The 18,485-nt window shown below is 61.3% G+C and carries 16 protein-coding genes; 10 read left to right on the plus strand and 6 right to left on the minus strand.

The features are described from left to right. The first annotated feature begins 109 nt into the window (after window positions 1–109). Window positions 110–1,072, plus strand: coding sequence for an alpha/beta hydrolase (locus C4J94_RS18655; RefSeq protein WP_124387510.1), 963 nt, complete (start codon window positions 110–112; stop codon window positions 1,070–1,072). Window positions 1,073–1,171: 99 nt separating this feature from the next. Next, window positions 1,172–1,975 (plus strand): hypothetical protein, encoded by an 804-nt coding sequence (locus C4J94_RS18660; protein ID WP_124387511.1) that lies wholly within the window; start codon window positions 1,172–1,174, stop codon window positions 1,973–1,975. Window positions 1,976–2,100: 125 nt separating this feature from the next. On the opposite strand, the gene prmB is transcribed toward C4J94_RS18660, so the two are convergent. Then, window positions 2,101–3,009, minus strand: a complete 909-nt coding sequence (gene prmB, locus C4J94_RS18665; RefSeq protein ID WP_124387512.1) for a 50S ribosomal protein L3 N(5)-glutamine methyltransferase — start codon at window positions 3,007–3,009, stop codon at window positions 2,101–2,103. 238 nt (window positions 3,010–3,247) lie between these two features. Here prmB and C4J94_RS18670 point away from each other — a divergent pair, with 238 nt between their 5' ends. The 5 genes from C4J94_RS18670 to C4J94_RS18690 all read left to right on the plus strand — a co-directional run bounded on the left by C4J94_RS18670 (window position 3,248) and on the right by C4J94_RS18690 (window position 6,031). Continuing rightward, complete coding sequence (locus tag C4J94_RS18670) at window positions 3,248–3,838, plus strand: cysteine hydrolase family protein (RefSeq protein ID WP_124387513.1); 591 nt, start codon at window positions 3,248–3,250, stop codon at window positions 3,836–3,838. A 142-nt stretch (window positions 3,839–3,980) separates the two neighbouring features. Next, window positions 3,981–4,301 (plus strand): hypothetical protein, encoded by a 321-nt coding sequence (locus tag C4J94_RS18675; protein WP_124387514.1) that lies wholly within the window; start codon window positions 3,981–3,983, stop codon window positions 4,299–4,301. A 74-nt stretch (window positions 4,302–4,375) separates the two neighbouring features. Further along, on the plus strand, window positions 4,376–4,933 hold the full coding sequence (locus C4J94_RS18680) for a Smr/MutS family protein (protein WP_124387515.1): 558 nt from the start codon (window positions 4,376–4,378) through the stop codon (window positions 4,931–4,933). Between the two features lie 78 nt (window positions 4,934–5,011). Continuing rightward, a complete protein-coding gene (gene folE, locus C4J94_RS18685) occupies window positions 5,012–5,557 on the plus strand; it encodes a GTP cyclohydrolase I FolE (protein ID WP_003192797.1) in 546 nt (181 codons plus the stop codon). Window positions 5,558–5,659: 102 nt separating this feature from the next. Beyond that, entirely contained in the window at window positions 5,660–6,031 is a 372-nt protein-coding gene (locus tag C4J94_RS18690) for a glutathione S-transferase N-terminal domain-containing protein (protein WP_124387516.1), read from the plus strand. 46 nt (window positions 6,032–6,077) lie between these two features. Here the strand turns inward: C4J94_RS18690 and C4J94_RS18695 are convergent, their stop codons facing one another. From C4J94_RS18695 to C4J94_RS18705, 3 genes are read right to left on the minus strand one after another with little or no spacing between them, the layout of a single operon-like run. Further along, on the minus strand, window positions 6,078–6,398 hold the full coding sequence (locus C4J94_RS18695; RefSeq protein ID WP_124387517.1) for a hypothetical protein: 321 nt from the start codon (window positions 6,396–6,398) through the stop codon (window positions 6,078–6,080). After that, a complete protein-coding gene (locus C4J94_RS18700) occupies window positions 6,395–7,720 on the minus strand; it encodes an acyclic terpene utilization AtuA family protein (RefSeq protein ID WP_124387518.1) in 1,326 nt (441 codons plus the stop codon). The genes C4J94_RS18695 and C4J94_RS18700 overlap by 4 nt, the downstream gene beginning before the upstream one ends. Window position 7,721: 1 nt before the next feature. After that, window positions 7,722–9,014: a CitMHS family transporter gene (locus C4J94_RS18705; protein ID WP_124387519.1), complete on the minus strand. Its 1,293-nt coding sequence runs from the start codon at window positions 9,012–9,014 to the stop codon at window positions 7,722–7,724. A gap of 124 nt (window positions 9,015–9,138) precedes the next feature. On the opposite strand from C4J94_RS18705, the gene C4J94_RS18710 reads away from it, so the two are divergent. Beyond that, window positions 9,139–10,035: a LysR family transcriptional regulator gene (locus C4J94_RS18710; RefSeq protein ID WP_124387520.1), complete on the plus strand. Its 897-nt coding sequence runs from the start codon at window positions 9,139–9,141 to the stop codon at window positions 10,033–10,035. Window positions 10,036–10,184: 149 nt separating this feature from the next. Here the strand turns inward: C4J94_RS18710 and C4J94_RS18720 are convergent, their stop codons facing one another. Then, window positions 10,185–10,787 carry a glutathione S-transferase family protein gene (locus C4J94_RS18720; RefSeq protein WP_124387522.1) on the minus strand — a complete coding sequence of 201 codons (603 nt, stop codon included), beginning with the start codon at window positions 10,785–10,787 and terminating at the stop codon, window positions 10,185–10,187. Between the two features lie 309 nt (window positions 10,788–11,096). On the opposite strand from C4J94_RS18720, the gene C4J94_RS18725 reads away from it, so the two are divergent. Together C4J94_RS18725 and C4J94_RS18730 are read left to right on the plus strand one after the other, a co-directional pair. Then, window positions 11,097–12,443, plus strand: a complete 1,347-nt coding sequence (locus C4J94_RS18725; RefSeq protein ID WP_124387523.1) for an NCS2 family permease — start codon at window positions 11,097–11,099, stop codon at window positions 12,441–12,443. Between the two features lie 80 nt (window positions 12,444–12,523). Then, on the plus strand, window positions 12,524–13,162 hold the full coding sequence (locus C4J94_RS18730; protein WP_124387524.1) for a LysE family translocator: 639 nt from the start codon (window positions 12,524–12,526) through the stop codon (window positions 13,160–13,162). Here the strand turns inward: C4J94_RS18730 and C4J94_RS18735 are convergent. Beyond that, window positions 13,140–18,416 carry a dermonecrotic toxin domain-containing protein gene (locus C4J94_RS18735; RefSeq protein ID WP_124387525.1) on the minus strand — a complete coding sequence of 1,759 codons (5,277 nt, stop codon included), beginning with the start codon at window positions 18,414–18,416 and terminating at the stop codon, window positions 13,140–13,142. The two genes, C4J94_RS18730 and C4J94_RS18735, sit on opposite strands and share 23 nt — an antisense overlap. Between the last annotated feature and the right edge of the window lie 69 nt (window positions 18,417–18,485).

The following is an 18,485-nucleotide window of genomic DNA, read 5'->3' on the forward strand; positions in this document are numbered from 1 at the left end:
AACCGTAATAACTTAAGGCGGCCAGTATACGCAGGCTAACCGACTAGTTCATCCTCGAAACCTTACCGGTAGACGTTGGTCCAACCGGCACCTCTCCGATGATGGCGCGATGATGCTGCGAGTTCTGCTGTTCACCCTCACCTTGTTTACTGTCGCGGCCCAGGCCGCCTCCCCGGTTGTACTCCAAAGGCCCATCAGCCTGGACACCGGCAGCGGCGAGCTATTTGGCTCGCTGCTGCTGCCGCAGTCCGACCAGCCCGTGCCGGTGGTGCTGATCATCGCCGGCTCAGGCCCCACCGACCGCAACGGCAACAGCGCCGACGGCGCGCGCAACGACAGCCTCAAGCGCCTGGCCTGGGTGCTGGCGCGGCACAATATCGCCAGCGTGCGTTATGACAAACGTGGCGTGGCTGCGAGCCTTGCCGCAACCCCGGACGAACGCAACCTGACCCTCGACGCCTATGTGTCCGACGCCGTGGCCTGGGGCAAGTTGCTCAAGGCCGACACGCGCATGGGCCCACTGATCGTGCTGGGTCACAGCGAAGGCGCGCTGGTCGCCGCCCTCGCCGCGCCGCAATTGAATCCGGCCGGGGTGATTTCCTTGTCCGGCAGTGCCCGCCCGGTCGATCAGGTCATTCGCCAGCAACTGGCCGATCACCTGCCCCCGGCCCTGTTACTGCGCAGCAACGACATTCTCGACCACCTCAAATCCGGCCAGGTGGATACCGATGTGCCGCGCCCGCTGGAAGGTATTTTCAGACCCAGCGTGCAGCCTTATCTGATCAGCCTGTTCCGCGCCGATCCGTCTGAGGCTTTTGCACGGCTGAACATGCCGGCCCTGATCATCCAGGGCACCAACGACATACAGGTCGGCGTAGGCGATGCCCAGCAACTGAAGAAAGCCAAGCCCGACGCGCAGTTGGCTGTGATCGAAGGCATGAACCATGTGATGCGCATCGTGCCCAACAACGTCAAGCAGCAACTGGCGTCCTACAACGACCCCAAATTGCCCCTCGCCGCCGAACTCGGCGAGCGGATAGTGCGCTTTATCGACGGACTTGCCCCCCGTTAAGCGGCAATTTGCCTCCAGTCCTGGAGAAAACGGCCGATAAGCCCAGAGTCGACAGTAAAAAGACTGTCGGCTCGCAGGGCTTGGACAGGATCGCGCCGCATGACAACCACAGAAGCAACCTCAGAATCCACTGCCGATACCCCGGCTGAAACCGAGGCCGCAACAGCTGCGGCCCTACCGTGGGCGGACGTACACGCCGAACATTTCAAGATGCTGCGCCTCGCCCCGTTGGCCACCGACCGTGCGACCGGTGTGCGGCCGTTGCGGTTCGTGCAGTTCGGCTATGCCGAGCGCCATGACCCGCATCACAGCTTGTTGCGCATGGTGATCCAACTGCCCGGCCAGCGGGTACGGCGCGAGCAGAACCAGCTGGATGTGTGGGTGGATCACGATAAACATCGCGTGCACTTCGGCCCGGGAAACAGCCTGGAAATCGAACCGGCCAACCGCGGCCTTGGCCGTTTCCTGGTCGCTCAGGCGGCTGCCTGGGCCAAGAAGAAGTGGTCACACTACCGCGTCGACGGCGTAGACCTGGCCAACAAGGACGCGCTCAACGAAGCCACGCGCCTGCGCCGCGATCACTTCCTGCGCATCCAGGGTTTTGACGTGGCCTACGCCGACGTACAACACCTCAAGGGCAACGTGCAGCCAGGTAAGGTCAGCGATGTGCTGGACAGTTGGAACACCGAGAAGGTGCAATTCGTGGAAATCCTCGAAGCCGCACAGATGCTGCAACAGGCCGAGCAGAACCTGGCCGAGCAGGAAGTGAAACTGCGCAAGGAAGAGGAAAAGGTCACCAAGTTCAAGCGTGAGGACAGCGGGCTGCGCTTTACCATCACCTGCCTGGTGGCGTTTACCGTGTTTCAGGCGGGGTTGTTGATCTGGATTGCCACCCACCGCTAGCAGGCTGGATGCCACCCATGTGGGAGGGGGCTTGCCCCCGATAGCGGTGTCCCAGCTAGTGATGCATTGACTGACACTGCTTCATCGGGGGCAAGCCCCCTCCCACATTGAGCGTGTTTGTTCAGTTAGATTCTCGCGGCAAACACCGCCTGATGCTCGCGGCACTGCTGCGCCGTGAGCATGAACACCCCATGCCCACCGCGCTGGAAGTCCAGCCAGGCGAAATCCACTTCCGGGTACAGTGACTCGACGTGCACTTGGCTATTGCCCACCTCGACGATCAGCAAGCCTTTCTCGGTCAGGTGGTTCGCCGCCTCGGCCAGCATGCGCCGTACCAGGTTCAGGCCGTCATCGCCGCAGGCCAGGCCCAGCTCCGGTTCGTGCTGGTATTCGTCCGGCATGTCGGCGAAATCTTCGGCATCCACGTACGGCGGGTTGGACACGATCAGATCGAAGCGCTGGCCCGGCAGGCCATCAAAGCCGTCGCCCTGAACGGTGTAGACGCGCTCATCGACGCCGTGGCGCTCGATGTTCTGGTTGGCCACTTCGAGGGCTTCGAAGGACAAGTCCCCCAGCACCACTTCGGCGTCCGGGAACTCGTAGGCACAGGCAATGCCGATGCAGCCGGAGCCGGTGCACAAGTCTAGAATGCGTGCCGGAGGCTGGGCCAGCCAGGGCTCGAAGCGGTTCATGATCAATTCGCCGATCGGCGAACGCGGGATCAACACGCGTTCGTCAACGATGAACGACATGTCGCAGAACCAGGCTTCCTTCAGCAAGTAGGCGGTGGGCACGCGCTCATGGATGCGACGATGCAATAGACGCTGCACATGGGAGATTTCCTCTTCTTCCAAATTGCAGTCCAGGTAGCTGTCGGCGATTTCCCACGGCAGGTGCAGGGCGCCGAGCACCAGTTGCCGGGCTTCGTCCCAGGCATTGTCGGTGCCGTGGCCAAAAAACAGGTCTTCCCCATGGAAACGGCTGACAGCCCAACGGATATGGTCGCGCAAGGTGCGCAGGCGGGAAGTGATCACGGGGCAGACTCCTGGAAAAAACGACTGGCGATTCTAGCAGCGTTCACCTGTACCGACGACGTACGAAACACCTTTGCCATTTGTCGGATTTCATCCAAATTGCCACTATTGAGTTAAACAAGCCGACTACTTGACATGGCTGCACGTCAACAACGGCGTACCTTACGATGGTAGCGATTCACAGAACCGCTCAGCCAGTGGACAATGTCGCAAAAGCCCCCCTCACAGGAGCCCCAGAATGTCCGTTCCAAAGACGATGTTTCAACTCAGCGGTCGTGGTTACGCAGCTGCCAACCTTGCCCATGCGACCCTTGTGATCATCGACGCCCAGAAGGAATACCTCAGCGGCCCACTCGCCCTCTCGGGCATGGACGCAGCGGTCGGCAACGTCAAGCAGTTGGTGGCCGCTGCGCGCAACGCCGGGCGGCCGATCGTGCATGTGCGCCACCTGGGTACCGTCGGCGGCCTGTTCGATCCACAAGGCGAGCGCGGCGAATTCATCCCCGGCCTGGAACCTGAAGGTGACGAAACCATCATCGGCAAGCTGCTGCCCAGCGCCTTTCACGGCACCGGCCTGGAAAAACACCTGCAGGACCTGGGTTCGCTGGACCTGATCGTCTGCGGTTTCATGAGCCACTCCAGCGTCAGCACCACCGTGCGCGCCGCCAAGAACCTCGGTTTTCGCTGCACCCTGGTAGAAGATGCCTGCGCCACGCGCGACCTGCCCTACAAAGGTGGCGTGCTGAGCGCCGAGCACGTGCAGCAGACTGAAATGGCCATCATGGCCGACAACTTCGCCACCCTGGCGTTGACCAAAGATCTGATCTGATCGCCGCCCTGATGAGCGGTGCGCCAATGTTCATTGCCCCGCTCATCTGCAAAGCGTACTCATTTCGCGCATTTACCTCGGGCACAGGAACAACCTGTGTATCTTCCGGTCGAAGGGCCGATACCCTGGAGGAAAGGTCGGAATGAAGATATCCGATGGTTTTGATGCTCGTCGCTTGCGCCCCAAGGGCCCGAGCAACTGGCGTCTGCGCCTGGTGGCGGGCATTGCCGCGCTGCTGGCGATCGTAGGTTTGCTGTTGGCGGGCGCTGGTGGCGCCGGCCTGTTTGGGCATTCGCCTGCACTCGGCGAGCTGAATGCCAGCCCTGGCGGCTCGGCGATCCTGCTGGGGATCGGCCTGCTGGTGTTGTGGTTGGGGGTGTGGTTGTGGCGTCGCAGCCGGCGCAGGATGCGCCAGCCGCTGTCGTTGAATATCGCCTCGCACCTGATGAAAAAGCACGACTGATGGCGCTTGAATAGCATTTGCTGCGCCGTGGCCGCCGCGATTAGGTAAACTGCCCGCCCTTCGCGGAGGCTGACATGCAAGACGACGACTTTTCCCTGTTCAAGAACGAGCTGCGCGGCGTCAAGCCGATCAAGCACGATCGCGCCGACACCGGCAAACCCAAGACTGATCGGGCGCAAATCGCCAAGCTGCGCCAGGCCGCGACCGTGCGCAGCGATGCCACCACCGTGGATGGCCTGTCGGACCAGTTCGTGATCGACGTCGGCCCCGAAGATGAGTTGATGTGGGCCCGTGACGGCGTGCAGGAAAGCCAGATGCGCAAGCTCAAGGCCGGCCAGATTCCGTTCGAAGGCAGCCTCGACCTGCATGGCATGAGCGTGGAAAAAGCCCGGGAAACCCTCTGGGCCTTTCTTGCCGAAGCCACCAAATTCGAAATCCGCTGCGTGCGTGTCACCCATGGCAAGGCCGTGCGGCTGGACGGCAAGCGGCCGATGATCAAGAGCCACGTCAATACCTGGCTGCGCCAGCATGCCCAGGTGCTCGGCTTTACGTCGTGCCAGGCCCGCCATGGCGGCGCCGGTGCGGTGTATGTGATGCTCAAGCGCACCATGATGGAAGGCCGCGACGAGTAACAAGTGCCATCGTCAGGCTTGCAGCGATGTGTCCGCCCCCGTAACCTTGCGCTTTGCGAAAATCCCACAGGTAGTTTCATGTCCCTGGAACAGAATTACACAGAGATTCTCGGCCAACTCGGCGAGGACGTCTCCCGCGAGGGCCTGCTCGACACGCCAAAGCGTGCCGCCAAGGCGATGCAGTACCTTTGCCGCGGTTACGAACAGACGTTGGAAGAAGTCACCAACGGCGCCCTGTTCAGCTCCGACAACAGCGAAATGGTGCTGGTCAAGGACATCGAGTTGTACTCGCTGTGCGAACACCACCTGCTGCCGTTTATCGGCAAGGCCCACGTAGCGTATATCCCGAGCGGCAAAGTGCTGGGCCTGTCGAAGGTCGCGCGGATCGTCGACATGTATGCGCGTCGCCTGCAGATCCAGGAAAACCTCAGCCGCCAGATCGCTGATGCGGTGCTGGAAGTCACCGGCGCCCTCGGCGTGGCAGTAGTCATCGAGGCCAAGCACATGTGCATGATGATGCGCGGCGTGGAAAAACAGAATTCGTCGATGATCACGTCGGTGATGCTCGGTGAGTTTCGCGAAAACGCGGCCACCCGCAGCGAATTTCTCAGCCTGATCAAGTAAATGGCTGCGTAGGAAAAGACCGGCGTTCATCGTCGGTTTTTTTTCGCCCGCAAAATTCAGGTAAGCTGCGACCCCTTCTTCATGGGCAAGAGGTTTTCAGCCATGTTCGTCAAAGCACTTCGAGTCGGCCTCGGCCAGATCATTATCGCCAGCGACTTCCTGACCCGCCCGCGCAAAAAACAGCGCCCCGCCGAACAACAGGCCCAGGTGAACGAAGCGGCCAAGGACCTGACCCTGTATCAGTTCCATGCCTGCCCGTTCTGCGTGAAGACCCGTCGCACCCTGCACCGCCTGAATGTGCCTGTGGCGCTCAAGGACGCAAAAAACAACGCGCAAGACCGCCAGACCCTTCTGGAGCAAGGCGGCAAGATCAAGGTGCCGTGCCTGCGCATCGAAGAAAACGGCCAGACCACCTGGATGTACGACTCCAAGGTCATCATCGATTACCTGGACAAGCGCTTCGCCGCGATCTGACAGACCTGTGCGCTCCAATGTGAGAGGGGCTTGCCCCCTCCCACATTTAGTCTGGCATTACCAAGTCAAGGTCCAGCAGCGCCGAGCCCAGGCACTTGCCATGGGCATCCAGCGCCAGCGAGCGCGTCACGCCGCCGCGCAGGATGCCTGGCAACACAAAATTGAGCGCCTGCACGTTGGGCAACTCATAACGTCGCACCGGCGCCGCGCCGGGTTCCAGCAGGCCCGCGAAAAATTCGGCGACGCGCTCGGCGGTGAGCTGTTCACACAGCAACGGGTAATCCTCGGCGCGGTAGGCAATGATCGAAATGTTCGAGGTGTCGCCCTTATCCCCGGTGCGGGAGTGGGCCAATGCGTGCAACTTCATGCGTCTATCCTCGGTTTGACCTTGTCGCGGGGCAGCAGCAGCGACGCCACCGCCACCACCTGGCGCACGCTCTTGCTCGCCCCGCCGCCGCCGGACGGGCCGTTGGTGTAGAGGGTTTCCACTTCATTGCCGACGCGCACGGCGTCGCTGCGTTCTTCACAACGGGCGGCGACCCTCAGGCGCACCTCCCAAGGCTCGACGGTGCTGCGCGGGCCGTGCAATGACTCCATGCCGATCAACTCGGCGCGTACGTCCTGCATCTTCACGCCGATCAGTTCCAGACGCTTGAGCACCACCTCCCGTGCCAGTTGCGCTCGTGCGACAGCGCCGGGGCCGCCATAGGACATCTGCCCCTCACCGATCCAGCCGTCCAGGTAACCGACACTGACCTTCAATTGCTCCGGCCGCGCCTGTCCTGTCGCCCCTTGCGCACGCACCCGATCGAGGCTTTCCTCGACAAAACCTACCTGGGAAAAGTCGGCAGTCACGTCGGGCGTCAGGTACGCCGCCGGATCGTGCACTTCGTAGATCAACTGCTCGGTGCAGGTCGCCCGACTGACTCGCCCACCGGAGCCTGCAACCTTGGTGATCAAGGCATTGCCGTCGGCATCGACCTCGGCCAACGGAAAGCCGAGGCGGGCCAGGTCATCCACATCCTTGAAACCAGGGTCGGCGAAGTAACCACCGCTGATTTGTCCCGCACATTCGAGCAAATGCCCCACCAGGGTGCCTCTGCCCAGGCGCTGCCAGTCGTCGGCGGCCCAGCCGAATTCAAACATCTGCGGCGCGAGAAACAATGACGGGTCGGCCACGCGCCCTGTAATCACAACGTCGGCATCAGCGTGCAGGGCGTCAAGGATGCCATCCACACCCAGGTAGGCATTCGCCGAAATCAGCCGTTCACCCAGGGCGGCAACCGTCTGGCCATTATCCAACAGCTGCCTGGGATTCAACACGCTGAGCACATCGTCCCCAACCACGGCGGCAACCTTGAGGCTCAAGCCCAACTCACCGGCAATCCGTCGGACTTCAACAGCCGCCGCCACCGGGTTGGCCGCGCCCATATTGGTGATCACGCGCAGGCGACGACGCCCCGCTTTAACACCTACAAACGGCAAAACACGGCGCATACGCTCACTCAGCAGCGGGTCGTAACCGCTCTGTGGGTCGCTGATTCTCGCCTGTTGGGCCAGGGCAATCGTACGTTCGGCCAGGCATTCGAACACCAGATAATCCAGGTCGCCCTGTTCGGCCAGCTCCACGGCGGGTTCGATGCGGTCACCGGAGTAGCCGGCACCGGCGCCGATGCGCAAGGTTTTCATCTCAGATAACTCCCAGGAGCAGCGCGGTCAGGGTCATCAGCACCGACGCGGCAAACAGAAAAGGAATGGTGAAGCGCTGGTGATCGGCCAATTCGATCTTGCACAAACCCACCAGCAGAAAGGTCGCGGGGGTCAGCGGACTGACCGGGAAACCCGTGGTGTGCACACCCAGCAGCGAGGCCTGGGCCACCTGCAGCGGGTCGACGCCCAGGGCCTTGCCGACTTCGGCGATCACCGGCATCACGCCGAAATAGTAGGAATCGGGGTCGAACAGCATGCTCAACGGCATGGAAATAAAACCCACCACCGCCGGGATCAATTTGCCGTGGCCCGCAGGAATCTGCGCCACCGCCACTTCGGCGATGGCCTTGAGCATGCCGGTGCCTTGCATGATGCCGGTGAACACCCCGGCGGCGAGCAGGATGCTGGCCATGGTCAGGGCGGTCTTGGCATGGGCATCGATGCGGGCGCGCTGGGCGTCGACGTTGGGGTAGTTGATACACAGCGCCACCACCGTGCCGAGCATGAACATCACCACCGGGTCGACCCAGCCGGCGATCATCACCACCATCACCAGCACGGTCAGGATCAGGTTGACCCAGAACAGCCGTGGACGGCGCAGCTTGATGTCATCGTCACTGAGCACCCGCTGCGGCACCGCGTCCACGCTGGAACCGGCGCCCAGGCCCAGGCGTTTTTCTTCTCGGTGGCCCAGCCACCAGGCGCAGGCGAATACAAAGACCAGCCCGACAATCTGCACCGGGATCAGCGGCTGGAACAGGTCCGCCACCGGCACATGCAGCGCCGCCGACGAGCGCAGCACCGGGCCGGTCCAGGGCAGGAAGTTGACCCCGGCGGCCATGGCACAGACACAGGCAAGGATGCGCTTGTCGATGCCCAGCCGGGTGTACAGCGGCAACATCGCCGGTACCGTCACCAGGAAGGTCACCGCGCCGGAACCGTCCAGGTGTACCAGCAGTGCCAGGGTCGCCGTGCCGACGACAATGCGTGTAGGACGCGTGCCCACCGTGAGCAGGATGCGATCAATGATCGGGTCGAGCATGCCGGCGTCGGTCATGATCCCGAAGAACAGGATCGCAAACACGAACATGCCCACTACGGGGGCGACATTCTTGATGCCGGTAATGATGAACGCGCTGGTTTGCAGGCCGAAACCGCCGAGCAGCGCGGCGATGATCGGCAAGGCAATCAGGGCCACCAGGGGCGAGAGGCGCTTGCTCATGACGGCGGCGAGCAGGCAGAGGATGGTGATGACACCCAGGGTTGCGAGCATGGGGTACTCCAGGGCGGCCTTGTGGCCGGTTATTGTTTTCCCTGGAGTATTGGAATCAGGTTAGGCTTTGTAAATTGGAATATTCAGGCACCCGCGTTCGGAAAAACAAAATGAAGCTGCCGTTATGAAAAACAGCATCCAACACATCCAGGCGTTCCTCGCCGTGGCTCGCACGGGCAGCTTCACCAAGGCCGCCAACGAGCTGAACCTGTCCCCTTCGGCGCTGACCGTGCAAGTTCAACAGCTGGAAGAATGGCTGGGCGTCGCCCTGCTCGACCGCAGCCCGCGCCATGTGAGCATCACCGCCGCCGGCCAGGATGCCCGCGGCCCCATGGAAAAACTGCTGCTGGACCTGGACAACATCGTCACCGGCTCGCGTGACCTCGCGGCCCTGCGCCGTGGCGTCGTGACCATCGCCGCCCTGCCCTCGGTGTGCGCCGGCAGCCTGCCGCCGGTGTTGCGTCTGTTTCGGCAACGCTTCGCCGGGATCGAAGTGCGCCTGCACGACCTCGTGGCCCACCGCATCCATGCCCAGGTGCGTTCCGGCGAGGTGGACTTCGGCATCGGCGTACGCGCGCGCCTGAGCCACGGCCTGGATTTTGTGCCGGTGCTCAATGACCGCTTGTGCGCATTCGTGCCGCTGGGGCACGCCCTCGCCCATCATCGGCAACTGAGCCTGGCCCAACTGGCGGACCAGGCGATCATCCTCACCGGGCGCGACAGCAGCGTGCGCGAGCAGGTGGATACGCTGTTCGATGAGACGCGGTTGACGCTGAATGCGGGCATGGAGGCCAACTACATGTCCACGGTGCTGGCGCTGGTGCGCCAGGGGTTGGGGATCAGCGTGCTGCCGGAATCGGCGGCGGACAGCCTGGAGGGGTTGAAGCGGATCGACATTGATCATCCCGGCGTGAACAGGGAAATCGGCTTGATCAGTCGCAGTGGGATGGCATTGAGCCCGGCGGCGCAGCGCTGCTTTGACCTGCTCAATGAAGCATTATCTGGCACACCATCGGACTAAATGTGGCAGGGGCAAGGCTCTTGTAGGAGCGAGCTTGCTCGCGAAGAACTCAGGGCCACCGCGTTTATCCAGAATGAACGCGTTGCCTGCACGTTTTTCGCGAGCAAGCTCGCTCCTACAATGAGCCCATCCCCCCCTGGGAAGGTGGCTCAGTCCAGCATCGCCACATGTTTTGGATGACTGGCCACGCGCTGCAACCATGCCTGCACCGCCGGATAAGGCGCCAGATCAAACCCACCTTCATGGGCCACATGGGTGTAGGCATACAACGCGATGTCGGCGATCGAATACTGCTCGCCCACCAGATACGGCGTGGCTTGCAACTGACGCTCCATGACTTTCAGCGCCTTGTAACCGCCCTTGTGGGTGGTTTTGTATTCCTCCAGACGATCTTCCGGCATGTTCAGGTAAAACTGAATGAACCGTGCCACTGCAATATACGGTTCATGACTGTATTGCTCGAAGAATTGCCACTGCAACACCTGGGTGCGCAAGCGCGGTTCGCTCGGTAAAAATTCGCTGCCATCGGCGAGGAAGTTGAGGATCGCATTGGACTCCCACAGGCAGGTTCCATCTTCCAGTTCCAGCACCGGAATCTTGCCGTTGGGGTTCTTGGCAAGGAATTCTGCGGTTTGGGTGTCACCCTTGAGGATATCCACATCAATCCACTGATACGGGATACCCAATAGGTTGAGCATCAATTTGACCTTGTAGCAGTTGCCCGACCTGTAATCGCCATAAACCTTGTACATGGGCTCCCCTTATGCCGCTTTGCGCGCTCCGACCGAGCGCTTGCGCCAACAAAGTGAGGGTATCGAGGGATGGTTTCAAGGCATCCGGCACAATTAAATGCGCTGGCCCGCCGTGGAAGCTGCCTTTCATCCCCTTCCACCCGGATTATCGAAAACATTATTTGCTTTATTTGTATACAAAAGCATAATTCGCTTCGTGCGAGTTCCTGACCTACTGGTCAACAAAACCCGCCAGTACCTCAAAGCGCTGTTGCCCACTCATGTGACCGGCGCTGGAAATAACAATAAAACGATTGAGGAGTACTCGCTGTGGATAGCCGCAAAACCGAAGCCCCAACCCTGGACCTCAGCCCGCCGCAGCATGGCTGGCTGGAACGCCTGTTCAAACTGCGCTTGCATGGCACCACAGTGAAGACCGAGCTGATTGCCGGCCTCACCACGTTCATCACCATGGCCTACATCATTTTCGTCAACCCCAACATCATGGCCGACGCCGGTATCGATCATGGCGCAGCCTTCGTCGCTACGTGCATCGCCGCAGCGCTGGGCTGCCTGTTGATGGGCCTGTACGCCAACTGGCCGGTGGGCCTTGCGCCGGGCATGGGCTTGAACGCGTTTTTCACCTACACCGTGGTCGGCACCATGGGCTACCACTGGGAGACCGCGCTGGGTGCGGTGTTCATCTCGGGCGTGCTGTTCATGGGCCTGACCCTGTCCCGCGTGCGCGAATGGCTGCTCAACAGTATTCCGGTGAGCCTGCGCCACGCCATGGGTGCGGGCGTCGGGTTGTTTCTCGGGGTGATCGGCCTGAAAACCGCCGGCATCATCGTCGACAGCCCCGCCACGCTGATCAAGCTCGGTTCGCTGCACGAGCCCGCACCGCTGCTGGCGGCGGTGTGCTTCCTGCTGATCGCAATCCTCAGCTACCACCGGGTATTCGGCGCGATCCTGATCAGCATCATCGCCGTGACCCTGGCCGGCTGGGGCCTGGGCCTGGTGCACTACAACGGCATTCTCTCCACCCCACCGAGCCTGGCGCCGACCTGGATGGCCATGGACGTCAAGGGTGTATTCAATGTCAGCATGATCAGCGTGGTATTTGCCTTTCTTTTTGTACACATGTTCGACACAGCCGGTACACTGATGGGCGTCGCGCAGCGCGCTGGGCTGGTCAAGGCCGATGGCAAGATCGATAACCTGTCCCGCGCACTGAAAGCCGATAGCGCTTCCAGCGTGTTCGGTGCCATGGTCGGCGTGCCGCCCGTGACCAGCTACGTGGAAAGCGCCGCTGGGGTGGCCGCTGGCGGGCGCACCGGGCTGACGGCGGTGACGGTGGGCATCTTGTTCGTGGCGGCGATGTTTTTTGCCCCGCTGGCGGGCATGATCCCGGCCTATGCCACGGCGGGCGCGCTGATTTACGTGGCGATGCTGATGATGGCGAGCATGGCGCATATCAACTGGGACGAGGCCACCGACAGCATTCCGGCCATCGTCACGGCGATCATGATGCCGCTGACCTTCTCGGTGGCCGACGGCATCGCGCTGGGCTTTATCACCTATGTCGTGCTGAAGGCCGGCACCGGTAAGCACAAGGAAATTTCCGCCAGCCTGTGGGTGCTTTGTGTGATCTTTATCGCCAAGTTTGTATTTCTATGACATAGCAGCAAGTTTTCAGCGGCAAGCTACAAGCTTTAACTTGCGGCTTGAAGCTTGCCGCTGACTACTGGAGCAATGAAATGACGATTGAAACCTGGCTGCTGTTCAGCGGCGCGGCGCTGGTGGTGATCCTGATCCCAGGCCCCCTGTCCCTGCTGATGATCAGCAACAGCTTGAACTACGGCCTACGCCGCTCCTACCCGGCGTTCCTGGGCGGGGTGTTCGCCTCGATCTGCCTGCTGAGTGCCTCGGCCCTGGGCCTGGGTGCGCTGTTGCTGGCTTCCGAGCAAGTGTTCAGTGCACTGAAGATCGTCGGCGCGCTGTACCTGTTCTACCTGGCCTGGCAGAGCTGGCAGCAATCACGCCAGCCGGCCGAGGGCGCCGATGTGCCGCAGGTGGCCCCCACCCCGCGTTTTCGCGTGCTGTTCGGCCGTGCCTTTGTGCTGGGTGCGAGCAACCCCAAGGACATCCTGTTCTTTGCCGCCTTCCTCCCGCAATTTCTCAGTGCCGAGCAGGCCTTCCTGCCGCAGTTGCTGACCATGATCGCCACCTGGACCGTACTCGACCTGCTCTGCAAGCTCGGCTATGGCCTGAGTGCCCAGGGCGCCGCGCGGTACTTGCGCAGCGGTTCGGGCCAGAGCTGGTTCAATCGCGTCAGCGCCGCCTTGTTCGGCTGCGCTGGCGTGGCGTCGCTGATCAAGGCCCGAGCAATAACTTGACGAAGTAAACGGAGGGCGGGACTTGCCCCCACGTAGGCCATTGGATGCCTGCAATGATCCGAACCAGGCGCTTGCGGCTCAGCGCAGTGCTGATCTGGTTTGTCAGATCCGAGTCTACGTCAGGCTTGAATGCACGAATCCAAGCTGGCTTGGCCTTGGTCCTTTTGATGAACGATGCCTTATCCACCCACTCGCACGTCACGTAGTAGAGCCGGCCTGGAGAGTTGGGATGAGTGGCAATCAATTCGTGGGAAGGTATGGCGTAGCGTTTTCCGCCACGCTCCTGGACGGTAAAGCCCTGCTGCTCGAGCACCGTCCTGACCGCCGAACGCTGTGCCACATCCCGCTCTGCCGCGACTCCCCTGCCGCCATGCTGGAGCCGCGCGTCCAATGCAACAGGCGGCGTGTAGTCAACACGGGTAAAACCCGGCGCCTTGCCGTCGTAACCAATGAATACCCTCTCGCCGGGGCTTTCAGTGCGCCGCAACATTTTCAACACATCATCCGTCTGCCCGGCCCTGCCGGAAAGCGGTAACCAGTCATCCAGCGTCGAACGGATATTGAGCAGATGACTGGCCGTCGCAGGGCGGTTCGGGCCGCTCAACTCAATCATCCTTGCCACGGCGAACTCGCGGCTATGCCTTGTCATGGTAGGAAAGGCCGTGCCTACATAGTCCACCAGAGGCCTGTCGAACAGGGGCGCATGGATTATCCAATCGCCCGTCGAACTGCGAGAGACAGGAAGCGGTTGTTCGGACATCGCCGTGCTTGTCCATCGCTCAATATCGGCGCGGGCCAGTGACACCAGCGGCTCATCCCGGTGGATGAAACCGATGCCGGTCAAAGGCGCCTGGTCACCCGGAGGGAGCATTCTGTAATAAGCGCTCAGGGGGTCGGTCAGGCTGGTATTCGGCGGAGCTACCCGCAAGACATTATGAGGAAAGCCCCGGGCGTCGGTCACAATATGAAACACCCCTGGCGCCGGGGACGTCATTTGCGCGTCCATCTGAAGTGGAGTGCGCCAATCCAACCAATGGCTGGACGCCGGGGATGAATTGATAATTCTGCTTTCCGTCACGGTCCGCACAGTGGCGGGTTGCCAGTCCGCCTGTGCAGGAGAGGCCTGACGCCACGGATGGAGCGTCCCCCTACTCGTGCCCGCCACTGGCTGCGGCGCGTCCGCGCCGAGCAACCATTCCCTGGGCTGATGAATGTTCAAAATCAACTCATCCTGCCCCGGCGTCTGCGCATTTTTCGTCCGATACGCCGCTTCACCGTCGCGCCGGTAAAGCGGGTAATGGTTCGAGCCATCCGTCACAAATGGCTCGCCATTTTTCACATAGACTCCCTTCTCACCCGGTGCTTTCAATGGCACCGCCCCTTCAGGCACGCCGTTGACTTTGAAACACGCCAAGGCGTCGAGTGGAGTTGCAGGCGACGGCGTCGAGCGCAAAGTGCCGCGCCTCGTCATGCGCAAACGGTGCAAGCGCCCCAAGGCAAACCTCGGGCCGGGACGCACAATACCTGCGGCAGACCTGCCCGCCCTCTTGGGGCCGGGTACAAAGTTCAGCAACAGGTCAATTGCCATGAAAGCGCTCATAAACCCCACATCGACCGCATCATTGGGATCGCCATAACGGTGATAACGCCGCGCGACCACCAGCAATTCATAGAAGTCATTGAGCATCCCGAACAATGGGGAAAAAAACCCCGCCAAGCGCCTCAAGGTGGCCTCCTGCTGCTCACCCAGCCGGCGGGTTCGATAGGCTTGCAGCGCCTTGCCGGAATGACTGGCAGCCTGGGTCTGGCGTTGCAACTCAAGCACATTTGCGTGATACAACAACGCCTGGGCGTCACTGTGGGACGTGGCCACCACCGCCAGCCAGCCCTGCGCATCACTGGCAAGCTGTTCAAGGGTCTGTTTTTCGATCTCATCCGGCATCGCCGCCGGCTCCAGATGCGTAATCTTGAATGAGCGAATGAACTCCACCCCCCGCCATACCCCGTTCACCAGGACGAAAGCAGGCGTGATATCAAGCAAATCGAGTGTCGTGTCGAGCTTATCCGGGTGGTGGGTGATGGCCTCGAACGCCCAGCCGGGTGCGACTTGCCCCGCGAGAATCCTGGTATTTCCAGCCTCTGCGCCAATACGGTTCAAGGCTTCCTGGGCCTGTTGCACACTGCTGTACTCGGTGAGGACCGAGGCAGGCGCAGCCTGCGGCCAATAGACCACGCAAAGCCCGGAGCGGATGTCCTGCACCACCACAATCCCCGCAATGTAGCGGTCATGTTGCATCGTGTGGCCCACCAGGTGCACCACATGCAATCGCAACGCGTGCTGGTTTTTCAACAGATCTTGCGGCGTGCGTGCCGCCATCGCCGTGCTGAACAGGCTTTGCGCATCTGCCGTCAGGCCGCGCTGTATCGCTAACGACAGATGATGCTGAACGCCCGCGCGTAACGCGCGCTTGAGTAACTCGGGAATCCGTCCCTCACTGAGTCTGCGCTCGGGTGTCACAGGCGGATAGAACACCTTGTTGATCAGGGCGTCGTACTGTCCGCCAATGTCCAGCGACGACACCATGCGGATCAGAAAATCGGCACTGAGCTGTTGCTTCCATGCCGGTTGCAGCCACAATGCGCGGTTGAATCGCCACAGTGTCCAGGGTGCCAGTGGGTCCAGGTTATGCAGCGCCAGTTGCAGCAGGCTGAAGGTGGTACGCGTGGTGGTTGGGGTCAATATGATTCTGCGATCCCCCACCACACAGCGGCTGTCCCCCTGGCCGCAAAAGCTGGCGTAAACATTATCGGGCATATCGATCAAAGGCTGGTCGATGTCCAGCTGCGCGGAGATACCTTCCTGGCGCAAACGCGCAGTCAAGGCAGTGCGGGCAAAGGTGTACAGGTCGGGCAGGTGCTCTTCAAGTCTGGCCTTGTAGGCAAACGCGCCACTCAAATAAAGGCGCTGCGAGCGCCTGAAGTGTTTACGCCGGGCGCGTGTGGCGGACGCCAACCATACCGGCATTTTTTTCGCTTCGGACATGGCCTTGCGCACCAACTCTATATTGGCCCGGGCCTGGCTCAGGGCGCTATTGGGCGGGACTTTCAGGTGCTCTTCCAGCTCAATGGCCAGCAGCGCGCGGCTCAACTCGGCGCTCGTCACCTCACTGAAAATCCGCGTAATGTCTTCGGTACTTTTGTCCAGGCGATCATGGCTACCCAGCAATTTCTTGAGCGCGACCAGTGCAGGCTTGCCATTGATGGGCAGGTAGCGAACGGCCAGGGTTTTACGCACAGCATGTGCGCGCAGGTCATTACGTTTATCGCGCTCGACACAGCCCCAAAGTACGGAGTCGTCCCGAGCGCCCAGGCTCGCCTTGACGCCGTGGGTCAAGGCGTCCAATCCGGCGAAGCCCTGCAGTCCGCCATCCGTCCCGAACACATACAGCACCGCTGGAAGCTGGCGGACCGGCACCCTCACCGCCGCAGCTGTCGTGACCACCCATGCGTTATGCAGTGGATAGAAAGCGTCTGGCTCGTTGCCCACGACGATCGACAGCACCTGGGTTTGACTGTCTGCACGTTGGCTGGGCAGTGGCCGCTCCACCACCTCGATAACCAAGTCCCGATGGGCCGCGCTCAGCAGCTTGAGCCGGTGTTGCAACTGGACTTCGCAGCGTAGCGCCTCAGCCTGCGCGTTCAAAAACAGGGACGCACGCCTGGGCGTTCCCACTCCGCCGGGGCGCTCGGTCCAAAATTCCAAGTCAAGCAATCGTGGCCGTGCGCCGTGCATCAACTCGCTCAACGCCCGGGCATGATCCTCGAGGCGGCTGACCAACGACACGAACTCTTTATACGCAGGCGTCTCTGCGCTGAGGTCCTGCGGATCCAACAGCGCAAGCAGCCGTTTTTCGTAACGTTTGATCTGCTGCGTCGCGGTGCGCAGGGCCAAGCCGGGCGAGGTGCTGGCGAGGATTATTTCCGGGCGTCGTCGCTGCTGGTCCCATTGGAGCAACGGCTCACGAAGGTCGCTGAGCCGAGCACTGCCGATCAGTTGCTTTCGGGTCCCCTCCACATAAGCGAGAAAGGATGCGGCATCCCGCGGCGGGGGCCGAGGTCGTTCATCAGCAAACACATGGGCGGAATTGATCATCACCGCGCAGGCCAATTCGTTTCCCCATTGCTCACTCAGCAACGCCTGCGCGCCGAGAGCCAGCGCATCGCCCAAGACATCCAAACCGCGAACGACGCTGGACGCCGGGGACAAGTCCGCGGGCCGGCATAACCGATTGCGCCGACTCAACGGCAAGCAATGCCAGAGGTCGTGAAACAGGGACTGATTCAACGCCAGCAGGCCGCATTGCAGGACAGCAAAGGACGAGTACTCGTAAAAATTGCGGGCCACGCCCGGCAGGTAAACAACATGAGGCACATCGATGGGATCATTTTCACGATAGATATGCAGTGCGCCCGGAATCGCTATCGAAGATGTACCCGGCCACATCAACCGGGCCACGCGCACCGTAGCCCACTGCCCGCCCGCCCGCTGGCGGGCCTCAGCGTCCGGTGCATCGATTACGGCCTGAACCATGGCCATTCCCGCTCTCGACAGCTCATCCAGTTGCCGCGCTATAAACGCACGCTGCGCAAAGAGATCCTTGTGTAACTCAACCCAACGCTCCCGGCGCGAGAGCCAGGAACCTTGCGCCAGGGAGTCCCAGTATCGACTTGCTGCCTGGGCGAGACGCTCGAACAGCCGCAAGCCGATAACACGTTCCAGGGCTTCCAGCGGTGTATAAGGCAAGCGCCGGCCAGGATCGCCCTTGATACTCAAGGCGGTGAATTGATTGACGTTGATCGGCACGCTCGGCAGCACCAGCAGGGCCAGCGCGCGATCGGTCAAGCTGTCGACTTTCTCTGCCACCCGGGGTGGCTTGGGCTCGGTAAACAGCAGGTTGTCCGGGTCGACGTCAAACGCTTTGCGCAGCTCGGCGCGGATGACCTGCAGGATTTTTGGCGAGCGGCCCGTGAGGCGTAACAGCGCGTTTGCCGATTCATTGCAGCGCAAGTCAGCCAGGCAGATCTGATTGATCAGCCGGCTGGGATGGGTAGTGGTGTTGATCCGCACCTCCACCTGGTCGCGAATATGCCGAGACTGCGCTTCGGCAATGACGTCCGGCGCATCCGCTTCGGTGGGTTCGACGGAGCGATTGGATGAGGAAGGCGTATCCGGCTGATTGGGCGGCGACGTCATAGGGCTTCTTCTCTATGAGGAAAAGACCCAGCCTAGGCACCCGTGCTGTTTAAAAGGTGCTAGATAGTT

Source organism: Pseudomonas sp. R5-89-07 (assembly GCF_003851685.1).
Classification (GTDB): domain Bacteria; phylum Pseudomonadota; class Gammaproteobacteria; order Pseudomonadales; family Pseudomonadaceae; genus Aquipseudomonas.

What these genes read in the sequence shown, in the direction of transcription:
- C4J94_RS18655 (WP_124387510.1), top strand. Translation starts at nt 110, where the DNA reads ATGATGCTGCGAGTTCTGCTGTTCACCCTCACCTTGTTTACTGTCGCG.
- C4J94_RS18660 (WP_124387511.1), top strand. Translation starts at nt 1,172, where the DNA reads ATGACAACCACAGAAGCAACCTCAGAATCCACTGCCGATACCCCGGCT.
- C4J94_RS18670 (WP_124387513.1), top strand. Translation starts at nt 3,248, where the DNA reads ATGTCCGTTCCAAAGACGATGTTTCAACTCAGCGGTCGTGGTTACGCA.
- C4J94_RS18675 (WP_124387514.1), top strand. Translation starts at nt 3,981, where the DNA reads ATGAAGATATCCGATGGTTTTGATGCTCGTCGCTTGCGCCCCAAGGGC.
- C4J94_RS18680 (WP_124387515.1), top strand. Translation starts at nt 4,376, where the DNA reads ATGCAAGACGACGACTTTTCCCTGTTCAAGAACGAGCTGCGCGGCGTC.
- folE (WP_003192797.1), top strand. Translation starts at nt 5,012, where the DNA reads ATGTCCCTGGAACAGAATTACACAGAGATTCTCGGCCAACTCGGCGAG.
- C4J94_RS18690 (WP_124387516.1), top strand. Translation starts at nt 5,660, where the DNA reads ATGTTCGTCAAAGCACTTCGAGTCGGCCTCGGCCAGATCATTATCGCC.
- C4J94_RS18695 (WP_124387517.1), bottom strand. Translation starts at nt 6,398, where the DNA reads ATGAAGTTGCACGCATTGGCCCACTCCCGCACCGGGGATAAGGGCGAC.
- C4J94_RS18700 (WP_124387518.1), bottom strand. Translation starts at nt 7,720, where the DNA reads ATGAAAACCTTGCGCATCGGCGCCGGTGCCGGCTACTCCGGTGACCGC.
- C4J94_RS18705 (WP_124387519.1), bottom strand. Translation starts at nt 9,014, where the DNA reads ATGCTCGCAACCCTGGGTGTCATCACCATCCTCTGCCTGCTCGCCGCC.
- C4J94_RS18710 (WP_124387520.1), top strand. Translation starts at nt 9,139, where the DNA reads ATGAAAAACAGCATCCAACACATCCAGGCGTTCCTCGCCGTGGCTCGC.
- C4J94_RS18720 (WP_124387522.1), bottom strand. Translation starts at nt 10,787, where the DNA reads ATGTACAAGGTTTATGGCGATTACAGGTCGGGCAACTGCTACAAGGTC.
- C4J94_RS18730 (WP_124387524.1), top strand. Translation starts at nt 12,524, where the DNA reads ATGACGATTGAAACCTGGCTGCTGTTCAGCGGCGCGGCGCTGGTGGTG.
- C4J94_RS18735 (WP_124387525.1), bottom strand. Translation starts at nt 18,416, where the DNA reads ATGACGTCGCCGCCCAATCAGCCGGATACGCCTTCCTCATCCAATCGC.